Source organism: Algoriphagus sanaruensis (assembly GCF_001593605.1).
GTDB classification, from domain to species: Bacteria; Bacteroidota; Bacteroidia; order Cytophagales; family Cyclobacteriaceae; genus Algoriphagus; species Algoriphagus sanaruensis.
The window spans coordinates 973,918-996,088 of sequence record NZ_CP012836.1; the positions used below are offsets into that span (position 1 = coordinate 973,918).

Here is a 22,171-nt window from a genome sequence, read left to right on the forward strand (position 1 = left end):
TATTGGATTTCAGGATGAGGTAATAGGAGTCCCGAAAAAGATAGCGGCTTTTTTGAATGAGGCCATCCTGCCCTTTCTCAAAATACCTACCTAAGTTGCGGATCCAGATATAGTCAAAACCAGCGTAGATTTTCTATTTTTATCAAAACCCAAAATCATGAAGAAATCCCTTCTGGCCTATTTACTAATCGGAGTTTTTTCTTGTCAAGAAAAAGTCCAAGTACCGGCTCAAAAGAAATTGGAAGCTCATCCTTTTTCTGCTATTCAGATCACCGATGATTTTTGGAAGCCTAAATTGGAAAAAGTGGCAAAATCTGCTCTTCCTGCTTCTATTTTTCAAACGGAGATCAATACCGGTCGAATAAGAAACTTTGAAAAAGTAGCTCGAAAGCAGGGTGAACCCCACGAAGGGATTTATTACGATGATAGCGATGTGTACAAGGCATTAGAAGCGATTGCGTATTCCCTGCAAACTCATCCTGACACTGCTTTGGAACATAAGGCGGATGAATGGATCGCAAAAATCGCGGCAGCCCAAGAGCCCGATGGCTATATCAATACGTATTACTCCTTAACCGGTCTGGAAAATCGCTGGACGGATATGGAAAAGCACGAGGCGTACTGTGCGGGCCACCTGATGGAGGCAGGCGTGGCCTACTATCAAACTACTAGAAAGCGTACCCTTCTTGATGTGGCTACCAAAATGGCCGATCACATCGATCAGGAATTTCGTCAAGCCAATAAACCCTGGGTAACGGGTCATGAAGAAATCGAATTAGCTTTAGTCAAACTCTACAAAGCCACAGGCACCACGCGATACCTTGAGTTGGCGGATTGGTTTTTGGACCAGCGAGGCAGAGGCCATGGTCGGGGTGCGATTTGGGATAAACAAGAATGGGGGCCAAAATATGCGCAGGATGCTGTTCCTGTGAAAGATCAGAAAGAAATCACCGGGCATGCTGTTCGTGCAATGTACCTCTACACCGGTGCTGCGGATGTCGCTGTGGCCAATGGTGATTTAGGCTACATGAACGCCATGAAGACGGTGTGGGAAGATGTGGTCCATCGAAATATGTATGTCACAGGTGGAATCGGTTCATCGGGAAGTAATGAAGGGTTTTCAGTGGATTTTGATTTGCCCAATGAGAATGCCTATAGTGAAACCTGCGCCTCTGTGGGGATGGTTTTTTGGAATCAGCGAATGAACCTCCTGGAAGGAAATTCGCAATATATTGATGTCTTGGAGCGGAGTTTATATAATGGTGCTTTGGATGGATTGAGTTTGAGTGGAGATCGGTTTTTCTATGGAAATCCCCTAGCTTCCAGTGGGCAGCATAGTCGAAAAGAGTGGTTTGGAACCGCCTGTTGTCCGTCTAATATTTCTCGATTAGTCGCGGCTGTGGGGGATTACATTTATGCGAAAACCGAGGATGGGATTTGGCTGAATCTCTTCATCGGAAATACAACTTCTTTTACCCTAAAAGGAAAACAGGTCCCCGTTTCAATTCAAACTGAGTTTCCTTGGGAAGGCAAGGTTCTCGTTCAGGTTGACCCAGAAGAAGAGCTTGAATTTGATTTTCATTTGCGGGTTCCAGGTTGGGCCATGGAAAATCCAGTTCCGGGGAATCTTTATTCTTTTGTACCCGGTGAAAAATCTAATTTCTCCATTCAGGTAAATGGAAAAGAGGCCAAGTTTAAGATGGAAAATGGGTATGCGGTTCTTTCTCAAACTTGGAAAAAAGGCGATCAGATTACTTACATGCTTCCAATGCCGATCCGAGAATTGCAATCCAGGCCTGAAGTTGCTGCAAATACTGGTCGAATTGCAATCCAGCGAGGGCCTTTGGTGTATTGCGTAGAAGGGACAGATAATGATGGAACTGTTTTAGATCTGACCGTCTCCCAAATCCCAAATTACCAACTGGAGGAATTTAAGGTTCTGGATGAACGCGTTTTGGCAGTTCGATTTTCTGGAAATAAAGCAGGAGAAGCGAAATCCGTGTTAGCCATTCCTTATTACACTTGGGCAAACCGGGGTTCTAATGAAATGCAGGTTTGGATTCCCAAAGAATAATTCCACGTAAGTATCAGGCAAATCTTCCTACTTCAAAACCCGCAATCTCCATGGTAGTATCCTTTTGCTGATGGAGTTCCGCTAGCAGTTTACCTGTTGCTGGGGCCAAGGAAATTCCCATCATGGAGTGGCCACTTCCGACGAGGACATTTGAATAAGTTGGGGCAAATCCAATGTAAGGCAGTCCGTCTGGAGAGCAAGGCCGAAGGCCTTTCCAAATTTGATTTTCTTCCGGGAACTTGGTCTCAAAAGAGGGGTAGTAGCGATTGATCGATTCAAAAATTCCTTGAACGCGGCGCATATCCACTTTTTGATTGGTTCCCGCGATTTCAAGTGTACCCCCAAATCGGACTGTTTCTCCATAGGGGCTAACCGCCACCTTTTGCTCCGTGAGGATGGTTGCTTGCTTGATTTCAGGCTGGTTTTTTTGAATAAACGAATAGCCTTTCCCACCCATCATTGGAAGGGTAAAACCAAGTTGTTTTGCCAATTCTCCAGACCAAGAGCCACCACAAAGCACAATTTTTTCTGCCTCGATTTTCCCTTGATCGGTGAGGACCGCTTCAATTTTTGACCCTGACTTTTCAAATCCCAACACTTGGGTTTTGGATAAGAATTGAACGCCTTTTTCTTCCAGGTATTTTTTCAAAAATCCATAAAGTGCCCCAGGATCCAAATGGGCATCTCCCGGGAAAAGTACCGCTCCTCTTGCCTTCAGCTCAAGATTTGGCTCTACTTTACGGATATCTTCAGGTGTTAAAATTTCAGCTTCCAAGCCGTATTTTCGAGCGAGGTGGGCAAATTCAATTTCCTCTTTTTCGACGCCTTCCGTCTGATAGGCCATCATCAAGCCTTTTTCCTGAAGCGCCAAAGCAGCCTCTGGGTGCTCTGCTTTGAAATCCAGGTAAAGTGCTTTGGAGAGTAAACTTAGGTTTTTCAAATAGGGGATAGCTTTTGCTACCTGCTTTTCATTAGCGGAACGGAAAAAAAGCAAACACCATTGCAGGAGTTTATAATCCAGTCGGGGATGGATATAGAAAGGACTTTTTGATGAAAACATCCACGCAATACCTTTCGTCACCATTCCGGGAGCTGCCAAAGGAATGATATGACTAGGAACAATCATCCCGGCATTTCCCGTGGAGCAATTGTCCTGAAGGTCTGTCCGATCTATGACAGTGACTTCAATGCCTTCTTTTTGAAGAAAATAAGCAGAAAATAATCCGACGATGCCGCCGCCGATAATAAGTGTTGGTTTCATGGCTTGGTATCAAGTATCAAGATTTCAGTATCAAGAAATAGATCAAAATTTCCCTGATCGATTTTTCTTGATACTTGTGTCAAAGGTCTAGTGTATATTAAATGACCTGAAATCCATGGACGTATGGATCATCATCGTCTAGAATAATAGTGTTATATCCATAGACTTTTGCCCAGCCTTCAATGCTGGGAACGATGGCTGGTTGGCCGGCAATTTCTGCCACTTCCTCAATCCTGCCGATAAACTTGGAGCCGATAAAGCTTTCGTGAATGAATTCATCGCCTGGTTTCAACCAACCTTTGGCAAACCACTGAGCCATTCTAGCAGAGGTACCCGTGCCGCAAGGAGATCGGTCAATGGCCTTGTCTCCGTAGAAAACTGCATTTCTGGCAGTGCTGCTTTCATCCAACGTTTTTCCAGTCCACATCACATGAGAAAGCCCGCGGATTCGGTCGTGTTCCGGATGAACAAAATCGTATCGTTCATTCATTTTATTGCGGAGATTTCTCGCCATCGAAATCAATTGCTCGGCTTTGAAATGTTCCAAACCCGGGAAATTTTCCTGAGGATCCACGATGCAATAGAAGTTTCCTCCATAGGCGACATCGACGGTCAATTTGCCAAGTTCCTCAATTTCAATTTCTAGATTTTCGGCAGCCAAGTAGCTTTTGACATTGGTTAGTTTGACCGACTTAACTTTTTTTCCTTCTTGTTTGTATTCGACCAAGACTAAGCCAGCAGGAGCTTCCATTCGTAGAAATCCCGGAGTCTTAGGATGAATCAGGCCTTCTTCAATGGCGATGGTGATCGTCCCAATGGTACCATGGCCGCACATAGGAAGACATCCTGAAGTTTCAATGAAAAGAATGGCGAAGTCATTTTCGGGATCATGCGGAGGAAATAGCATGGAGCCCGACATCATATCATGTCCTCGTGGCTCAAACATCAACCCAGTACGAATCCAGTCCAGATTTTCCATGAAATACTGTCGCTTTTCCAACATGGTATTTCCTTTCAAAAAAGGAACACCACCGGAAACTACCCGAACAGGATTGCCGCAAGTATGAGCGTCGATGCAAGAGAAAGTATGGCGAGAAGGCATTTATTTGATTGAAAGATTGAAATATTTGAAAATTTAAAGATTAGGAAAGGAGGTCAATAGTTACTGATTACAAAGCATCGACTGAGATTTATCACAGCTAACTTTTCCGACAGTGGTAAATCGTAAATCATTTTTCCCATTTTCCATTCACCATCCGCCAAATATCTAGCACATTATTGTCTTTCAAGGCGTCTGGGAGTAAGTCCTGAGGCATATCTTGAAAGGCAATCGGACGGGCAAATCGCTTGATGGCATGAGCTCCGACTGAAGTGCTATTAGGAGCCGTGGTTGAAGGAAAAGGTCCTCCATGCTGCATGGCATAGCCCACTTCAACGCCTGTTGGTACTCCTTTGAAGAGTAGTCGTCCACATTTTTCCTCCAACAAATTGAGTAGGAAAAGCTGATTTTGAAGTTCCTCCGCATCTGCCCAAATGGTGATGGTTAATTGTCCGTGGAGGTGCTTGGCGATTTCCAATAGCTCCTCTTCACTTTGGTACACCACCATCATAGCAAATGCTCCAAACACTTCTTTTTGGAATAATTTGTCCTTCAACCAATCGGAAGCTTTGATTTCAGCAAGTGCGGTACTTCCATTGATCAGGTGCTTTGGGTCGGAGACTTTTACCCAACGTAATTCCTCCCTGGATTCCAAAAATTGGATGGAATCGTAGTAGGCTTGCGCTATCCCCGGATGAAGCATTGGTGCTGCAGCAATATCTTTCAATTCTGCGACAATGGCTGTTTCAAAGGCTTTGGCTTGCTTTTCTGGGACGAAAATGAGTCCTGGATTGGTGCAAAACTGTCCCACTCCCAATGTAAGCGATGCGATAAACGCCTTGGCTAAAGCATCATTTTCTTTATCAAGTTTGTTTGGAAAGCAGAAGATCGGATTCACAGATCCCATTTCGGCATACACCGGAATGGGTTCTTCCCGCTGGTTTGCCAGGTTAAACAAGGCCATACCTCCCACATGAGAACCAGTGAAAGCTACCGCTTTTGCCATCGGGTGCTTGACCAAGGCCTGACCCTCAGCAATTCCTCCTTCCACATGGGTAAAAAGGGCGGAGGGAAGTCCACACTTCAGAATAGCTTCATGAATGCAATCGGCTACTTTTTTGGAAGTCTGAGGATGGGCAGGGTGTGCTTTGTAAATCACGGGACAGCCTGCAGCCAAAGCAGAGATCGTATCCCCTCCAGCAGTGGAAAAAGCCAATGGAAAATTGCTAGCTCCAAAAACAACTACTGGACCAAGCGGGGTCAAAAATCTTCGAATGTCTGCTCGTGGTAAAGGGGTTCGGTCAGGCATTGCCGGATCGATGGTCGCTTCTACCCAAGAACCTTCTTTCACCAAATTGGCGAAAAGCCGGATTTGTCCTGTTGTTCTTCCCAGTTCACCATTGATCCGGCCCTCTGGCAAGTTGGATTCTTGGACAGCCAAAGGCACTATCTCAGATCGATGCGCTTCTAAGGTTTCAGCGAGTGTTTCTAAAAAGGCTCCCTTTTCTTTTCCAGAAAGATTTTTGTAGAAAAGAAAGGCTTCTTGGGCGGCACTGAAAAGGTTGTCGAGGTTCATGGGAATTGTAGGATTGTAAAACTAGAAATGTGAACTATGCTGGAAGACCGATGACGGGAGACCAAAGAGCACTTACGTCTTCAGTCTCCTGTCTTCAAGCTTCATCACAATTTCGGCCTTTTTGCCAAGCCTTCGGTAATAATCTTCTCAATTCTTTCTCTTTCCTCGCCGATCAAAGTCAATCGAGGGGCACGAACGTGCTCAGAACCAATACCACAATGCTGCTCGGCAAGCTTGATGTATTGGACCAATTTGGGGTGAATGTCGAGCTCCAGCAGAGGCAAGAACCAACGGTAAATTTCTCTTGCTTCTTCGATTTTCCCTTCTTGAACTAGGTTATAGACAGCAACGGTCTCTTTTGGAAATGCACAGACTAAGCCCGCTACCCAGCCGACCGCTCCCATAAGGAGTTCTTCCATGGCTAAAGTATCCACACCGCACAAAATTTGGAATCGATCTCCAAATCGGTTGATCATTCGAGTTACATTTGAAATATCCCGAGTGGATTCTTTGATGGCTTGAATGTTTTCACATGCTGCTAATTCCCCAAACATATCGATGGTCACCAAAGTCTTGTAATCCACCGGATTGTTATAGATCATCATCGGAAGTTTGGTCGAATTGGCGACAGTTTTGAAATAGGTCACCACTTCGCGAGCATCCGCTGCATAACGCATCGGAGGCAAAATCATCAATCCAGAAGCGCCAAGTTCTTCCGCTTTTTTAGCCCAAAATAAGGCATCTTGAGTTGCACCTTCGGCAATGTTGAGGATTACTGGAACTCGTCCGTTGATGTATTTTACGGTTTCACCGGTCAGGGTGATTTTTTCCTCTTGGGAAAGAACGGAGCTTTCACCCAAGGTGCCTCCGAGGATGATTCCGTGTACTCCACTTTCCAATTGGAAGTCGAGATTTTTAAAAAACAAATCCATATCCAGAATTCCGTCTGCGTGAAATTTGGTCGTGACCGCGGGGAATACGCCTTTCCAATTCATGATGTCATCAGTTAAATCCCAGTAAAAACCGAGATGGTTAAACACTTGCTTATGACTTCAAAAGTACTGGAGGTTTTCACGGTTTATTTTCACTGGATTAGTCCATTTTGATACAATATTGATCTGTTTAGAAATTTTTGGAGCTATTTTTACTCAATTTGATATTATAAAGGCATGGCAAAGGTAATTTCCTTTCAAGTTCCCAAGTCACAGCGAGAGTTTGTTCGCTACCAAGAAGATCGGGGGCCGCATTTTTATGACAAACTCCACCAGCATCCGCAGTTGCAGTTGACGGTGATTTTGGAAGGGAAAGGGCAGCTGTTGAGTGGAGATTATGTGGGTCGATTTCAACCTGGGGATGTGTTTTTTTTGGGGGAAAATGCGCCCCATGTGTTTCGAAGTGATCCAGAGTACTTTGAAAAGTCCACTGATTTCCAGTCCGCTGGAAACACTATTTTTTTTGATTTTCAGGCTTTGGGAAAAGCGCTGGAGGATTTGGATGAGTTGCAGGCCTTGAAAAAATTTAAAGGATATGCAGGGCTTTGTTTCCGAATACATGGAGAAACCTCCTCCCAAATCCGAGGATTAGTGGAGCAATTTGGAAAAAGTGAAGGGCTTGGCAGGTTTCAATTGGCCATTCAATTGTTGACTCTGGTCGAGCAGTCGGGAGAGGATTTGGAACAATTATCCACCTCTGGGCTAGTGCGTGGACTTTCCGAAAAGGATGGTAGCCGAATGGATCAGGTGATGCAATACTTGTTGGTTCATCGGTTTGAAAAGATCACGCTGGAAGAAACTGCCGCCGTAGCCAATCTTTCCAAGGAAGCATTTTGTCGTTTTTTTAAGCTCCGTACGCGCAAAACCTTCACGGCATACCTCATCCAGCTTCGAATCAATGAAGCCCAAAAACTCCTACAAGAAAATGATGCCTCTATTTCTGAAATAGCTTTTCGGGTGGGATTCGAAAACTTAGCCTATTTCAATCGGAGTTTTAAGAAAATATGTGGAATCACTCCAAAAGAATGGAGAGCTATCCGGGCTTAGTTGCTTCCTTTTTTCAGAATGAGCATTTTCGAATCCATCACATTTCCCAGGAAAAGGTAATCTCCAAATGGAATCGCAACGGAACTTGCCGACATCTCTTCTCCAGGGTCCTTCCAAACTGTTTCTTGTTTGAGTTTTTGATCAGAAATGTAGAGTTGAATGATTTCTGAGGGAGCTTTTGGTTTTTTACCTGCAGCATAGGCCGAAAAAGTCATTAAGTCTGGATGTGCACCAGACCAAATAGATCCGTCTTCATCTAGCTCCAAATTATCTACTCCAGTATCAGTCGGGACATCTTCCAGCAAGACTAAGTCTCCGTTTTCCTGAATTTCAAAGACACGAATCAGGAATTTTCTCGAAGACGCCACCAAAAGATTTTTCCTAGTTTGATCGACTACCAGTCCATTTGGATAAGCCATACCTTCTGCCACAATTCGGAAATTTTCACCATCGAAATAGCCTACATTGGCTTTGGCTACGCCAAGGTAATTTTCTGAAAAAATTCCCCACTTGCTTCGCGAACCATGGTCATTTGAATAATAAAACCGTTCTCCATCGATCCAAACCAAATCATTTGGAGAGATCAAATTGGGATCCTGTAGCGATTTACTGTATCGAACGGTATCGTTTTGGATGGTGAAGAGTTCGATGGAATGATTCCCATTTACATGATTGATGACCGCTAACTGATGTTGGTTTGGTCCTGTTTGGATAAGACTTATGCCATGCGGATATAGCTCCAGATCACTAGGTAGGTTGATAGGCTGAGGAGTAAAAGGTTCATGACGTAGATCTACCCAATAAAGTCCATGAAGTCCTGATGATCCACTTCTTCTCTTGGCTCGATCATCTACTGAAAGGATCATAAAGCTATCCGTTCGGGAAATAGCCATATCCTCGACCCCTGGCAGGTCAATGGTTTGATAGATGGGGCCAAAGTTGTTTTCCGGAGTTATGGTTTTGAAAAACCCGGTACTCCAAAATGTGTAAAGCACAAACAGTAAAAGGACCAAGAGAGGAATGCCGATAAACAAACTGATTTTTCTAAGCATAGAGGTAGGGTTTATTGGAAGTTCTTGATCAATTGATAGCTGAATTCGATGATCTCCTTGTAGTTTTCTTTACTGATTTTTTCATCAATTCCGTGAAACCGTTCCATAGTCTCAGGACTGATCCGCATTGGATAAAACCGGTAGACTTCATCAGAGATTTCGATAAAATACCGTGAATCTGTTGCTCCTCCCAATAATCCTGGAACTACGACTGTTTCTGGATGCAAGCTTCGAATGGTTTTTTCTACGATTCGGTAAGCTTCGGATGCTGCGCTGGATACGGCAGGCGGATTGGTAAGAAACCCAACGGGCTCTACCTGCACCTTGTCCGACACGATTTGTTCGATATGAGCTTGGACAGACTCGATGGTTTCCCCAGGAAGAATTCTAAAATTGATTGTGGCTTCAGCGACTGTAGGGATCACGTTATTTTTCACACCTCCATCAATAATCGTGGGAGCGGTGGTAGTATGTGAATTGAGCCCTTCAAGGAGTTGTTTTTTAAAGAGCCAAGGGTTGGCAAATGCCATCCGAGTAAGGAATGGTAACTCAGGGCCCAAGTATTCCAGTTGAGAATCAATCGGAGGGATCAGCTTATAGGGTAGCTGGTTGTTTTCTAGGTCCACGATGGCTTTGGCTAAAATCCCAATTGTATTCTCTTTTGGCGGGGCCGAGCTGTGGCCTCCATTTGTCCGGACAATCAATCGAAAAGAAGCAAAACCTTTTTCACCCAAATTGATCATTGCTACAGGATTTTCTACACCCGGAATCATATTCTCGGCGATATAGCCACCTTCATCCATGGTCATAGCGGCCTGAACACCTTTACTTTTGAGGTATTCCACGATTTTCCCTGCACCTTTTGGACCACCTACTTCTTCATCGTGACCAGAGGCAATGTAAATGGTTCGCTTGGGTTGAAAACCCTCTCCTAATAATTTTTCAACTGCTTCTAGAACACCGATCAAGGTTCCTTTATCGTCCATGGTTCCTCTGCCGATAATATGCGTATCGGTGATCCGACCTTCAAATGGCGGTGCCTCCCATTGGCCAAGTGTAGGTTCGTCGACAGGGACCACATCTTGATGAGACATCAAAATAATCGGCTTGAGGCTGGGGTCTGAGCCTTCCCATGTATAGAGCAAAGAATAGGTGTTGATTTTTTCAAGCTTAAGCTGCGAGTGAGTCAAGGGGAATGCCGACTCCAAAAAGCGATGAAGTCCAAAAAATGCCGCAGAATCTGGTTCTGTATCTTCACTGAAGGAAATGGTTTGGAATTGAATCGCTTGTGAAAGATTTTGAAATACATCATCTGAAATTGAAATCCGATCAACTGGTTCGGCTGGCACTTGTTTGGAGCTCATTCGAAGTGTATTGATCAGAAGAATTGCTGATATCAGGATGACAATCACTAGCAAGGCTATAATAATCTTCTTCATCGTTGGGGCTTTTAGCGGGTGGACTGATTTGGAAGCAGTAAGGTAAATAAAAGGTCTAAAACTTTTTGCAAATCGGGGTTACCAGAGAAGGTTCATAAGTGAAATCACAAAATCCACAAGAGTAAATTCTACTTAGCAAGTAGATTGAAAACTGGTTCTCATGGATATATGTGGTTATTGATAATTTTTACTCTTTTTTCCACTCGAAATATTCTGGTTTTTTCAAAAGCCAGAATATTCTATGTTTAGGAATACTGTAGCTGACTTTAGCCACCAATCCATCGTATGAAAAAAATTGTCCTTTCCCTACTTCTTGCATTTGGCTCACTATGGGCTGAGGCAACCGAGTTGGTCAACTTGATCACTACCTATCAGGCCGATCGAGGTGCTCTTTCTCGCTTATATACCAACAGGCTTTCGGAGGAATACTTTTCCCGAATGATCAGTTTCAATCAGGAATATTTGAAGACGCTTCAGGCCCAGGATTATGAGGCCTTGTCGGAAGACGGAAAGATTGATTATGTATTATTTTGGAATTATTTGGACAAGCAACTCGCTGAACTGGACCTGGAGCAAAGGGATTTCAGACAGATTGAATCGGTTCTTGCCTTTGGAAAACCCTTGGAAGAGTTTGTGGTTGCAAGACGTCGAGCCAAACAGCCAGATTCCCAAACTTTAGCTGCGACATGGAATCAGGTAGCCAAAGCAGTAGATGCCCAGCTCAAAGCACTTCCCACGACTACCAAATACACTTCCTGGCAAACCGCAGATTTAGCCGCCTCCGCGGTAGAAAGTCTACATCGAGTGACCAAAGAAGCTTACGAGTATTATTACGATTATGATCCACAATTCACTTGGTGGATGAAGGAGCCATGGAATAAACTGGATGCCAGTATGAAAGCTTATGCCAAAGCCCTACGCGATCATTTTTCAAATTCGGTGAAAGATGATGGCAGTGGAATTATAGGTAAGCCGATTGGTCGGGAGGCTTTGGAAAAACAATTGGGATTTGAAATGATTGCCTACACTCCTGAGCAATTGATTGCGGAAGCTGAAAAACAGTTTGCCTGGTGTGAGAAAGAAATGCTCAAAGCTTCCAATGAACTGGGATTTGGCAATGATTGGAAAGCTGCTTTGGAAATGGTCAAAGACACCTATTTCCCAGCAGGAGCTTGGCCGGAAGAAGTGGTCCGATTAGGTAATGAGGCTATTGATTTGATGGAGAAAAATGATTGGATTACCATTCCTTCGTTGGCAAAAGAAACCTGGAGAACCATCATGATTTCTCCAGAAAGACAACGGGTAAGCCCGTTCTTTTTAGGGGGAGAGGTGATTCAGATCGCCTATCCAACTTCCGAAATGAGCCATGAGGATAAGATGATGTCTATGCGGGGCAATAACCCTCACTTTTCCAGAGCTACTGTCCAGCATGAACTTATCCCCGGACACCACCTTCAGCAGTTTATGAATCAGCGCCATATGACACATCGGAGACCGTTCGGTACGCCATTCTGGACGGAAGGCTGGGCGCTGTATTGGGAGTTTGTGCTTTGGGATCGCAATTTCCCGAGGGATGCCAAAGACAAAGTCGGGATGCTCTTCTGGAGAATGCACCGCTGCGCACGGATTATTTTCTCCCTTAATTATCACTTGGGAAAAATGACTCCTCAGCAATGTATCGACCTGCTTGTTGACAAAGTCGGTCACGAGCGTGCCAATGCCGAGGCAGAAGTGAGACGCTCCTTTGAGGGAAGTTATGGGCCACTTTATCAGATCGCCTATATGATCGGAGCCTTGGAAATCTACTCCTTGAGAAAGGAAATGGTAGAGTCCGGTAAAATGCCTGAGAAAGAATTTCACGATTTGATTATGACCCAAAACGCCATGCCGATCGAAATCCTAAGAGCAAAAGTGACCGGCAAGCCTTTGGACAAAAATCATAAGGCGAGCTGGAAATTTTTGGATTAAAAATTTAATTTTATTCCTGTTAAAGAAGAAATTATGGATACTCTGGAAACTCTTGGCTATTTACTTTTCGTGAGTGTGCAGTTAGCCTTTATTGCAGGGATTTTCTGGTTGGTATTTTATTATAGCTGGAAGACGTTCAAGGATTTTCGGAAAAGCAAAAAATAAAAAAAGGAAGGCCCATCGCCTTCCTTTTTGTTATCCATAGGTTTAAGCTTATTCTGGCATGTCTTTAAGTCGGACGACTATAGCTCCGTTTTTAGCGTCTTTGCCAAATTTCTCCAAAGCTTGGTCTCCCTTAAAAACCGACATGCTTTCAATATCGGATGGGTCGAGATGGTCATAGGATTGTACCTTTTTTAACCCTGTTTTAGTTTCGATAAAATACAAAGGCTGCTCTCCATTTCCATTGACACTCACTGCAACTTTTGGAGAAGAAGAAGCTGCCCCTGATACTGAACTACTCAAAGGAACTCCGTCTACGATTTTCAAGGGAGCGGTGCCTCTGGTACCATTGATTACTACTGTACTTTGGGATAAGGCTTTGATCTGCTCTGAAGTGAGTTCGTTTTTGATGGCAACCAATGTGCTTAGTTGTTTTTTCTTGAGTTGATTTTCGAGATTAAGCACGATGTCCAACTGCTTGTTGACCGCTGCTTGGTCAATTTTGTCCAAGGCCAATAGCTTTTTGAGTTTGGCATTTTCCTCATCCAAATCCCATTTCAAGGTTGAAAATTGACCGGCATTTTCGCTGTGGATTTTTTTGATTTTGCTGGCTTGAGCTTCGGTTAGATTTAGCTTGTCCCTCATGTCCATAATTCGCTCCGCAGCAAACAAATTACTTTGAAACATATCGCCGGAAGCCTTGGAAGGAGCTTGTACATAGGTGTAGGCTTGTTGGGCAGAGGCGAGTCCTGCTACCAAAAAGAGGCTTAGAAGTAAGGTTATTTTTTTCATCTGATTTAGGGTTTTATAGTTGGTTTAGTTTAAAATTCTGTAAGAAGCGATGCCGTAGGAGACTCCCAAATATCCATTTCGGTGGTTTCATGGATTCGAAATTGGAGTTCCTGATCGGGTCCTTCCTCCAAGGTGATGATCAATACCTCTGGGCTGGGTGGAGGAGGTGTCTCCTCGGGTTGGAACAAGAAAAAGCCAATGAGAAGTGAGGCGGCGATTCCCATTGGAATCCACCATTTTGTGCGGCTTTTCCTTTCTAATTCCGGAAAAGGGGGAATCGACAAATGCTCGTCCTGTTTTTGGAGCTCTTGAAAGAATGTATCTAACTCTGGGTCTTTATCGATATTCATTTTTTTCTTTTGTTTTCCGAATCTCAATCCAATCCTTCAGTTTCTTTTTCCCTCGATCATAATGGGTTCTGACGGTTCCGATATGCAGTTGAAGGACTTTGGCAGCTTCTTCCAGCGTCATGTCGTGGTAAAAAACCATCAGCAAGACTTCCTGCTGCATCTTGGGCAGTTGTCGTATCAAGTCCTCATGGCTTTCCGTTTCTGTGGGTTCTGACTCCCAAGCCATGTCTTCCTCGATTTCGACGGTAAGCCATTTGCCATTGGCTCGAAGCTCATCCATCGCTGTGAATCGAATCACCGAAAACAACCAAGTCTTCGGATGGTCTTCCGCTTTTAGTTTGGCTTTTCCCTCGAGCACTTTCAAAAACACCAGCTGGATCACATCTTTGGCCAGTTCTCCGTCAAATCCACAGCACTGTCTGGCCCAAAGGAAAGCCTCGTGGTGATGCTTACGGAGAAAGGATTCGAGCTGAGAGCGGTTCATTTACACTACTTAATCGGAAATCGTCGGGATTTATATGACATACTTTGAAAAAAGTTGGAAAGTTGGAAGGTAAAAAGGTTGTAAAGTTAGAAGGTGGTAAGGTTGTAAGGTTGAAGCAACTTTGCAACTTTGCAACCTTAGCACTTTCCAACTCATGTGGTCCCAACTTATTCGCCAATTCCGTCATTACCTTAAGCTGGAGCGCTCGCTGAGTGAAAATTCTATCGAAGCCTACACGCTCGACGTGCAGAAGTTGGCGGATTTTTCAGAAAGGGAGTTTCCTCAGAAAAGCCCGCTCGACCTCGAACTAGAGCATCTCCGCCGCTTTGTGAATACCTTGGCGGCTTTGGAGATTTCCGCCTACACTCAGGCCCGTATCATCTCTGGGATCAAAGCCTTTTACCGCTTTTTGATGTATGAGGACCGGATCAAGGAAGATCCCGCCCAACTCCTCGAAGCACCCAAGCTGGGTCGCAAACTCCCCGATACCCTGAGCTATCCCGAGATTGAACAGTTGCTGGAGGCCATTCCGCTCGGCGAACCCGAAGGTCATCGCAACCGTGCCATGCTCGAAATGCTGTACAGTTCTGGCTTACGTGTCAGCGAGCTCGTCGAACTCAAGAAAAGCCAGGTCTTTGCAGATATCGGATTTCTGAGAGTGGTGGGAAAAGGCAACAAGGAACGATTGGTACCAATCGGCAAGGATGCCTTGCGCTACTTGAAAATCTACCAAGAGCAGGTTCGAGTACATCAGACTCCAGCCAAAGGAAACGAGGAATTTGTATTTCTCAACCGACGAGGTCAGAAACTCACCCGGGTGATGATTTTTCTAATCATCAAAAAGACCGCGGAGCAGGCGGGGATCAAAAAGAATATCAGTCCGCATACCTTCCGCCACTCCTTCGCCACACACCTGATCGAAGGCGGGGCGGACCTGCGTGCCGTGCAGGAAATGCTGGGTCATGAAAGCATTACGACTACCGAGATTTATACCCATTTGGATCGGGATTACCTCAGGCAGGTGCTGACGGAGTTTCATCCGAGGAAGTGATTTTTTTAGATGGAGTTTAGGATTTTACAACCCAGAATCAAATTCGGATTAGGGCAATTCCCTTTAAAAAACTCCAAACCCTTTTCTGCCGTCACGCCGGGATAATCTCCCCAGTTTCCGCCCAAATCCCACATCAGCTGGAAGTGAAGGTGAGGTGGCCAATCCCCGTTTTCGGGAAAAGGACCTACATGACAAAGTAACTCTCCTGCCCGAACTTCCTGTCCGACCTGTAGCTTTTCCAAGTCCTTTCGGAAAAGATGTCCATAGAGTGAAAAAAGAGGTTTTCCTCCTAGCTCATGCTCCAAAATGATCGTCGGGCCATAGTTGCCAAAGCCGGCATTGTCCTGAAAGCTGTGAACCTTTCCTGCTAAGGGTGCAAAAACCCGTGCTCCTGCCTCTGTCCAGATGTCGACTCCTAAATGGATATTTCGGAAGTTAGCAGATTCTGTGGCAAACACTTCACTACGACGGTAGATCGCCCGATTCTCCAGATATCCTCCGATGCCATACTTTTTTCCCCCGCTTTTCAGCTGATTAAATACAAATCGGTCAAAATCCGGAGTATCGCTAAGATTCACAGCATCCAAAGCTTGATTATGGGCAGTGAAATCAAGTTGAAGCGTATTTTCGGCAGTAAGCTTTTCTCCCATGACAGGGAAAAAATCTAAATCATTCCAGTTCATTGGGTGAAAATAGGAATTTCAATATCGTACACGGATAAATTTTACCCAGATTTCCTGCTTAGGTCTTAAGGTATCAGATAAATCACAGCTGTCTTTTTCCAGTTACGAATTACGATTTACGACCTCGACTTGATCCTCAATCGTTGTTTGAGATAGTTAGCCTTTGGTAACGAAAGAACGCGACTTTGTTTTAACCTTCCCGCTCCTGTCTCCCGTCTTTCAGCTTCCTACTTCTTGCTCATCGATCATCGGACATCGGACAATTCAAGTTCTTCTTTTTCTAATTACGAATTACGATTTACGAATTACGACTTCGATTTGATCTTCAATCGTTGTTTGAGATAGTTAGCCTTTGGTAGCGAAATAACGCGACTTTGTTTTAACCTTCCCGCTTCTGTCTCCCGTCTTTCAGCTTCCTACTTCTTGCTCATCGGTCATCGGACTCCTGACATTGGACAATTCAAGTTCTTCTTTTTCCAATTACGAATTACGATTTACGAATTACGACCCCGATTTGATCTTCAATCGCTGTTTGAGATAGTTAGCTTTTGGTAGCGAAAGAACGCGACTTTGTTTTAACCTTCCCGCTTCTGTCTCCCGTCTTCGGTCTTCCAGCTTCCCTCATCCAGATCTCCTTCCTCCCAATCCGCCAAACTTCCGGACTTTTCCCTTCCCCCTTCGGATAATTTTTCTAATTTTGCCCCAATTTGGACTTAAGTGAAATTTTCCTCAACCCTCCTCTCTAATGCCTAAAGACAGTAGCATCAAGCACGTCCTCCTCATCGGTTCAGGTCCCATCGTCATCGGTCAAGCTTGTGAATTTGATTATTCCGGCTCCCAGGCTTCCAGATCGCTCCGTGAAGAAGGAATCAAAGTCACCCTGATCAATTCTAACCCGGCCACGATTATGACCGATCCAGTGACTGCAGATCACGTGTATTTGCTCCCACTGGAAAAGAAATCCATCCGAAAGATCCTGACTGATCATCCGGATATTGATGCTGTCCTTCCTACCATGGGTGGACAGACCGCTCTTAACCTTGCCATCGAATGTGAAAAAGCTGGAATTTGGAAAAATTTCGGGGTTCGCATGATCGGTGTAGATATCGATGCCATCGATACTGCTGAAAACAGAGAAAAATTCAAGGCCTTGATGGAAGAAATCGGCGTAGGTGTCTGCAAAGGCGACACGGCTACTTCCATGCTTCAAGGAAAAGAAATTGCACAAGAAATCGGTTTTCCACTAATCATCAGAGCTTCCTATACCCTAGGTGGTGCAGGTGGTGCCTTTGTGGAAAAAGCCGAAGATTTTGAAAAATATTTGGCTGCAGGTCTTCAGGCCTCTCCAGTACATGAAGTGCTTATCGAACAGAGCATTTTGGGCTGGAAAGAGTATGAGCTCGAAGTCATGCGAGACAATATCGGGAACATGATTGTAATCTGTTCTATTGAAAACTTTGACCCAATGGGGGTACACACAGGAGACTCGATTACAGTTGCTCCTGCGATGACCCTACCAGATACAGTTTATCAGCGCATGCGAAATTATGCGATCACCATGATGAACAGTATCGGAAATTTTGCCGGAGGTTGTAACGTTCAATTTGCAGTTAGCCCGGACAATCAGACCATCATCGGTATTGAGATCAACCCAAGGGTTTCCCGCTCTTCGGCACTTGCTTCCAAAGCGACAGGTTATCCGATCGCTAAAGTTGCTGCTAAGTTGGCTATTGGCTATAACTTGGATGAATTGTCAAATTCTATTACTGGCACTACTTCAGCTTATTTTGAGCCATCAATTGACTATGTGATTGTGAAGATCCCTCGCTGGAACTTTGACAAATTCAAAGGTTCTGACCGTCGATTAGGTTTGTCTATGAAGGCAGTAGGGGAAGTGATGGGCATTGGAAGAAACTTCCAGGAAGCTCTTCAGAAAGCTTGTCAATCGCTTGAAATCAAACGAAACGGACTTGGAGCAGATGGTAAAGAACTGAAAGATCAAGCTCAAATTCTTTACTCTTTAGCTAATCCGAGCTGGAACAGACTGTTCCATGTATATGATGCCTTCAAACTTGGAATTTCCTTCCGCACCATTCATGATTTGACTAAAATCGACAAGTGGTTCCTCAAGCAGATCGAGGAATTAATGCATGTGGAGGCGGAGATAGAGAAATATACAATTGATACTATTCCACAGGAAGTGATGGACATGGCCAAGAAAAAAGGCTATGCGGATCGTCAAATCGCACACTTGTTGGACTGCTTGGAAAGCGATGTTTTCAACAAGCGCTACCATGAAATGGGCATCAAGCGAGTGTACAAATTAGTAGATACTTGCGCTGCAGAATTTGAAGCACAAACTCCTTACTACTACTCTACTTTTGGAGAAGAAAACGAATCCAAAAAGTCAGAAAAGAAAAAAGTGGTTGTCTTGGGTTCTGGTCCCAACCGTGTGGGTCAAGGAATCGAATTTGACTATTCCTGCGTTCATGGCGTTTTGGCCGCTAAGGAGTGCGGTTACGAGACGATTATGATCAACTGTAATCCAGAGACCGTTTCCACGGATCCGGATGTAGCTGACAAACTTTACTTCGAGCCTGTATTCTGGGAGCATATCTACGAGATCATCCTTCATGAAAATCCAGTGGGTGTAATCGTACAGTTGGGCGGACAAACAGCCCTAAAGCTGGCTGAGAAACTTTCCAAATACGGCATCAAAATCATCGGAACCAGCTTCGAGGCTTTGGACTTGGCGGAAGATAGAGGATTGTTCTCTACCCTTTTGAAAGAAAATAATGTGCCTTATCCAGAGTTTGGTACAATTCACAATACGGACGAAGCCCTTGAGCTTTGCAAAACGATCGGATTCCCACTTCTTGTCCGTCCAAGCTACGTGTTGGGTGGTCAGGGGATGAAAATCGTAATCAATGAAAAAGAACTGGAAGAACATGTAGTCAATGTGCTTCGAGACATTCCAAACAATGAGATCCTTCTTGATCACTTCCTCGAAGGAGCGATAGAAGCAGAAGCAGATGCAATCTGTGATGGGGAAAATGTCTACATCATCGGGATTATGCAGCACATCGAGCCTGCAGGTATCCATTCTGGGGATTCGTATGCGGTGCTACCTCCCTACAATTTGGGGGATTTGGTGATCCGTCAGATTGAGACGTATACCGAAAAAATCGCCTTGGCCTTAAAAACAGTCGGACTGATTAATATTCAGTTTGCGATCAAAAACGACAAGGTGTACGTGATCGAAGCCAATCCAAGAGCTTCTCGTACAGTGCCGTTTATTTGTAAGGCGTATCAGGAACCTTATGTCAACTATGCCGTAAAGGTGATGTTGGGTGAGAAAAAAGTCAGCGATTTTGAATTCAAACCGGTGAAAAAGGGTTATGCCATCAAGGAACCTGTCTTTTCATTCCACAAGTTCCCGAATGTTAACAAGGAATTGGGACCTGAAATGAAATCCACTGGTGAAGCGATTTACTTTATCGATGACCTAATGGATGATTATTTCCTCAAAATCTACTCTGAGCGGAATATCTATCTGAGTAGATAATCAATTCACAAAACAGAATAATCTTGGTAAAATTTCTGATCATATTACTCGGAGTGGGTTGGCTTCTCGGCCAACTTCTCCGATATTTCTTACGCTCGAAGTTGGCGCAATTTGCGAGACAGGTAAATGAAGCTGCAAAAGAACAGCAGCGCGCTCAACAACACGCCTCTCGTCCCAAAGATTCTGTAGTGGTAGATTATATTCCAAAGGAAGAAATCGAACGGAGAAAGAAAGATATCGAAGGCGGCGAATACGTCGATTACGAAGAAGTGAAAGAGTAACCGATATTAACAATACTCGATTAAAGGTCTGTGGCATCACAGACCTTTTTCTTTTGAGATTAAAATTTCACGCAGAACTGACTTCTTTTCACTGAATCCTTTTGCACCAAAAAACTTTGTATCCACTTCCTGTTTTCGTTCCAATTAGAAAATCTTTTCCTCCGTCCTTCAACCCGAATTTCTTTTTAAAATCCTCTGGTTTGGAAGCATAATTTCTGAATAAGACATTCACTTTTCCGTTAGGAAACTTGGTTTTGATCTCTCCCTTTTTTAGCGAGAGTTCTTCTTGAATTTCAAAAATTCGTCCTGGTATTGATGTTGGAGACTCATTCGAAGTATAGAGGTGGCTGTTTTTGTCCAATTTTTTTAATCCAAAACGCACTCCAAACAGCTTAAAGGCGCCGGCTTTAAGGATACCACTGATGGGTTCAATCAGGAATTTTTCTGCCTCTCCAAATTTTGAAGAAGCAGATTCTTCTTCCGAAGGCGAAAAGATAAATTCGGGAAGTTCACTTCCAAGATCTTTGATCCGGATTGTTTTAGGCTTGTTTTCCTTTTCTTTTTCCCAAAAAAGAAGCAATTCCTTCACCTCGTTTTTGACTGAGACGATGGTGATTTGTTGAATATCTGGAATTTCAGACCATGCCTGTGAAATGTCAAGCATGGGTGATGCTTTAATCAGAATTTGATTGGACTTACTTTTCAAAGTGGACCAAGCACTCACGACATCCGGTTCACAATCCTGAAGCTTATAAAGCTTTTGGTTGCCGGTTCCTCTTCTAGCCGGATCAGCATAAATCAAGTCAAAGGATTCGTCTGTTTTTGACAGGAATTCCAATCCATCACCTTCCACAAACTCAAACTTTCTATCTAAACCCTTGGAGGGTTCCAATAGCCCAAGGTTAAGGGTTGTGATCTGGAAGAGTTCAGGCTGTCTTTCGCAGTAAATTCCCTTTTCAAAGCCTTTGCTTATGTGATAAAAATCTACACCAAAACCTCCCGTAAGGTCGATCATAACTTTTCCGGTCAGGCCTTCTGCTTTGAATAGGGCTGTTTCCTCAGAAGAGCTTTGCTCCAAAGAAATACTTGCAGGAAAAAGAAGCTCGGGGTTGGCAGACCATTCGGGGAGTTTTTTGATCGCCTTCTGCCGTGCAGCAATTTGTTGAACTGCCACTTTTAGGTCAAAGGAAACTTTCCCTTGATACTTAAAAAGTAAAAGTGCAGGATCTTCCTGAAGATGATCCTGCACAAATTGTCTAAACTCAGCGCTATTGACCTCGCTGAAATTCATTAGACCAGTTTATTTTCCAAAAGGTATTCTGCAATTTGAACTGCGTTTGTCGCAGCACCTTTTCTCAGGTTATCCGCTACAATCCACATGTTTAGGGTATTGGGTTGAGATTCGTCTCTTCGTAACCGACCCACAAAAACTTCATCTTTCTTATGCGCGGTAATAGGCATTGGATAAATGAAATTAGTAGGATCATCCTGAACGATGACTCCTGGGGTAGCTTCTAGCAGCGCTCGAACTTCCGCCAAATCAAAGTCCTCTTTGAACTCAACGTTGACTGCTTCAGAGTGTCCTCCCATGGTTGGGATTCGAACTGTTGTAGAAGTTACCTGTATAGAGTTGTCACTGAAGATTTTTTTGGTTTCGTTGATCATCTTCATTTCCTCCTTGGTGTATCCATTGGCTTGGAATACATCGATGTGAGGAAGGACATTCATGTCGATTTTATGTGGATAGACCATCGGAGGATTTGCCTCGCCTGCTCGCTCGGCCATCATTTGATCTACAGCTGCTTTTCCAGTTCCTGTTACGGATTGATAGGTAGAAACCACAATTCGCTTGATGCCATATCGCTGACGCAACGGCTCGAGAGCTAGAACCATTTGAATGGTAGAGCAATTTGGATTTGCAATAATCTTATCTGTTTTGGTCAGTTCTTTGGCATTGATTTCTGGAACAACCAGTTTCTTGGTCGGGTCCATTCGCCATGCTGAAGAATTGTCAACCACCACAGTTCCTACTTCTGCAAATTTTGGAGCCCACTCCAAAGAAGTGCTTCCACCTGCAGAAAAAATAGCGATTTCAGGTTTGGCTGCCACCGCATCAGCTAAGCCAATTACGGTGTGTTTTTTACCCTTATACTCGATCTGTTTACCAACTGATCGCTCTGAAGCAACCAATAGAAGTTCGTCATAAGGAAAGTTGTGCTCATCCAGCACTTCAAGGATTTCGGAACCTACCAATCCGGTAGCACCGACTACAGCCAGTTTCATTTTAGGTATAGG

18 protein-coding genes are annotated in these 22,171 nt (G+C 44.1%); 6 read left to right on the forward strand and 12 right to left on the reverse strand.

Annotation, left to right across the window (positions count from 1 at the left end; genetic code table 11):
• The first annotated feature begins 157 nt into the window (after window positions 1-157).
• Window positions 158-2,074 (forward strand): glycoside hydrolase family 127 protein, encoded by a 1,917-nt coding sequence (locus AO498_RS04345; protein WP_067544146.1) that lies wholly within the window; start codon window positions 158-160, stop codon window positions 2,072-2,074.
• Between the two features lie 13 nt (window positions 2,075-2,087).
• Here AO498_RS04345 and AO498_RS04350 read toward each other — a convergent pair whose 3' ends face one another.
• From AO498_RS04350 to AO498_RS04365, 4 genes are all read right to left on the reverse strand, one after another.
• On the reverse strand, window positions 2,088-3,335 hold the full coding sequence (locus AO498_RS04350) for an NAD(P)/FAD-dependent oxidoreductase (protein WP_067544149.1): 1,248 nt from the start codon (window positions 3,333-3,335) through the stop codon (window positions 2,088-2,090).
• 97 nt (window positions 3,336-3,432) lie between these two features.
• Complete coding sequence (locus AO498_RS04355; protein WP_067544151.1) at window positions 3,433-4,437, reverse strand: 4-hydroxyproline epimerase; 1,005 nt, start codon at window positions 4,435-4,437, stop codon at window positions 3,433-3,435.
• A gap of 127 nt (window positions 4,438-4,564) precedes the next feature.
• On the reverse strand, window positions 4,565-6,010 hold the full coding sequence (locus tag AO498_RS04360; protein WP_067544153.1) for an aldehyde dehydrogenase (NADP(+)): 1,446 nt from the start codon (window positions 6,008-6,010) through the stop codon (window positions 4,565-4,567).
• 104 nt (window positions 6,011-6,114) lie between these two features.
• Window positions 6,115-7,005, reverse strand: a complete 891-nt coding sequence (locus tag AO498_RS04365; protein WP_067544155.1) for a dihydrodipicolinate synthase family protein — start codon at window positions 7,003-7,005, stop codon at window positions 6,115-6,117.
• A gap of 174 nt (window positions 7,006-7,179) precedes the next feature.
• On the opposite strand from AO498_RS04365, the gene AO498_RS04370 reads away from it, so the two are divergent.
• The gene (locus AO498_RS04370) at window positions 7,180-8,049 is read left to right on the forward strand and encodes an AraC family transcriptional regulator (protein WP_067544157.1); all 870 of its coding nucleotides are present in this window, start codon (window positions 7,180-7,182) and stop codon (window positions 8,047-8,049) included.
• Here the strand turns inward: AO498_RS04370 and AO498_RS04375 are convergent.
• The gene (locus AO498_RS04375; RefSeq protein WP_067544159.1) at window positions 8,046-9,101 is read right to left on the reverse strand and encodes a strictosidine synthase family protein; all 1,056 of its coding nucleotides are present in this window, start codon (window positions 9,099-9,101) and stop codon (window positions 8,046-8,048) included. The two genes, AO498_RS04370 and AO498_RS04375, sit on opposite strands and share 4 nt — an antisense overlap.
• A gap of 11 nt (window positions 9,102-9,112) precedes the next feature.
• Window positions 9,113-10,540, reverse strand: a complete 1,428-nt coding sequence (locus AO498_RS04380) for a M20 family peptidase (RefSeq protein WP_067544161.1) — start codon at window positions 10,538-10,540, stop codon at window positions 9,113-9,115.
• Window positions 10,541-10,825: 285 nt separating this feature from the next.
• Between AO498_RS04380 and AO498_RS04385 the strand changes: the two genes are divergently transcribed.
• The gene (locus AO498_RS04385; protein ID WP_067544164.1) at window positions 10,826-12,508 is read left to right on the forward strand and encodes a DUF885 family protein; all 1,683 of its coding nucleotides are present in this window, start codon (window positions 10,826-10,828) and stop codon (window positions 12,506-12,508) included.
• Between the two features lie 213 nt (window positions 12,509-12,721).
• On the opposite strand, the gene AO498_RS04390 is transcribed toward AO498_RS04385, so the two are convergent.
• From AO498_RS04390 to AO498_RS04400, 3 genes are read right to left on the reverse strand one after another with little or no spacing between them, the layout of a single operon-like run.
• The gene (locus tag AO498_RS04390; protein ID WP_067544165.1) at window positions 12,722-13,462 is read right to left on the reverse strand and encodes a periplasmic heavy metal sensor; all 741 of its coding nucleotides are present in this window, start codon (window positions 13,460-13,462) and stop codon (window positions 12,722-12,724) included.
• 29 nt (window positions 13,463-13,491) lie between these two features.
• A complete protein-coding gene (locus tag AO498_RS04395; RefSeq protein WP_067544167.1) occupies window positions 13,492-13,812 on the reverse strand; it encodes a hypothetical protein in 321 nt (106 codons plus the stop codon).
• Window positions 13,799-14,296: an RNA polymerase sigma factor gene (locus tag AO498_RS04400; protein WP_067544170.1), complete on the reverse strand. Its 498-nt coding sequence runs from the start codon at window positions 14,294-14,296 to the stop codon at window positions 13,799-13,801. The genes AO498_RS04395 and AO498_RS04400 overlap by 14 nt, the downstream gene beginning before the upstream one ends.
• Before the next feature lie 154 nt (window positions 14,297-14,450).
• On the opposite strand from AO498_RS04400, the gene xerD reads away from it, so the two are divergent.
• Complete coding sequence (gene xerD, locus AO498_RS04405) at window positions 14,451-15,347, forward strand: site-specific tyrosine recombinase XerD (protein ID WP_067544172.1); 897 nt, start codon at window positions 14,451-14,453, stop codon at window positions 15,345-15,347.
• 5 nt (window positions 15,348-15,352) lie between these two features.
• On the opposite strand, the gene AO498_RS04410 is transcribed toward xerD, so the two are convergent.
• Complete coding sequence (locus tag AO498_RS04410) at window positions 15,353-16,030, reverse strand: peptidoglycan DD-metalloendopeptidase family protein (protein WP_082792186.1); 678 nt, start codon at window positions 16,028-16,030, stop codon at window positions 15,353-15,355.
• A gap of 745 nt (window positions 16,031-16,775) precedes the next feature.
• On the opposite strand from AO498_RS04410, the gene carB reads away from it, so the two are divergent.
• Both carB and AO498_RS04420 read left to right on the forward strand, forming a co-directional pair.
• Window positions 16,776-19,595: a carbamoyl-phosphate synthase large subunit gene (carB, locus tag AO498_RS04415; RefSeq protein ID WP_067544174.1), complete on the forward strand. Its 2,820-nt coding sequence runs from the start codon at window positions 16,776-16,778 to the stop codon at window positions 19,593-19,595.
• Window positions 19,596-19,618: 23 nt separating this feature from the next.
• Window positions 19,619-19,876: a DUF4834 family protein gene (locus tag AO498_RS04420; protein ID WP_067544176.1), complete on the forward strand. Its 258-nt coding sequence runs from the start codon at window positions 19,619-19,621 to the stop codon at window positions 19,874-19,876.
• Window positions 19,877-19,964: 88 nt separating this feature from the next.
• Here the strand turns inward: AO498_RS04420 and AO498_RS04425 are convergent, their stop codons facing one another.
• Both AO498_RS04425 and AO498_RS04430 read right to left on the reverse strand, forming a co-directional pair.
• Window positions 19,965-21,167, reverse strand: coding sequence for a THUMP-like domain-containing protein (locus tag AO498_RS04425; RefSeq protein ID WP_067544178.1), 1,203 nt, complete (start codon window positions 21,165-21,167; stop codon window positions 19,965-19,967).
• Window positions 21,167-22,159, reverse strand: a complete 993-nt coding sequence (locus AO498_RS04430) for an aspartate-semialdehyde dehydrogenase (protein WP_067544180.1) — start codon at window positions 22,157-22,159, stop codon at window positions 21,167-21,169. Before AO498_RS04430 ends, AO498_RS04425 begins: the two co-directional genes overlap by 1 nt.
• Between the last annotated feature and the right edge of the window lie 12 nt (window positions 22,160-22,171).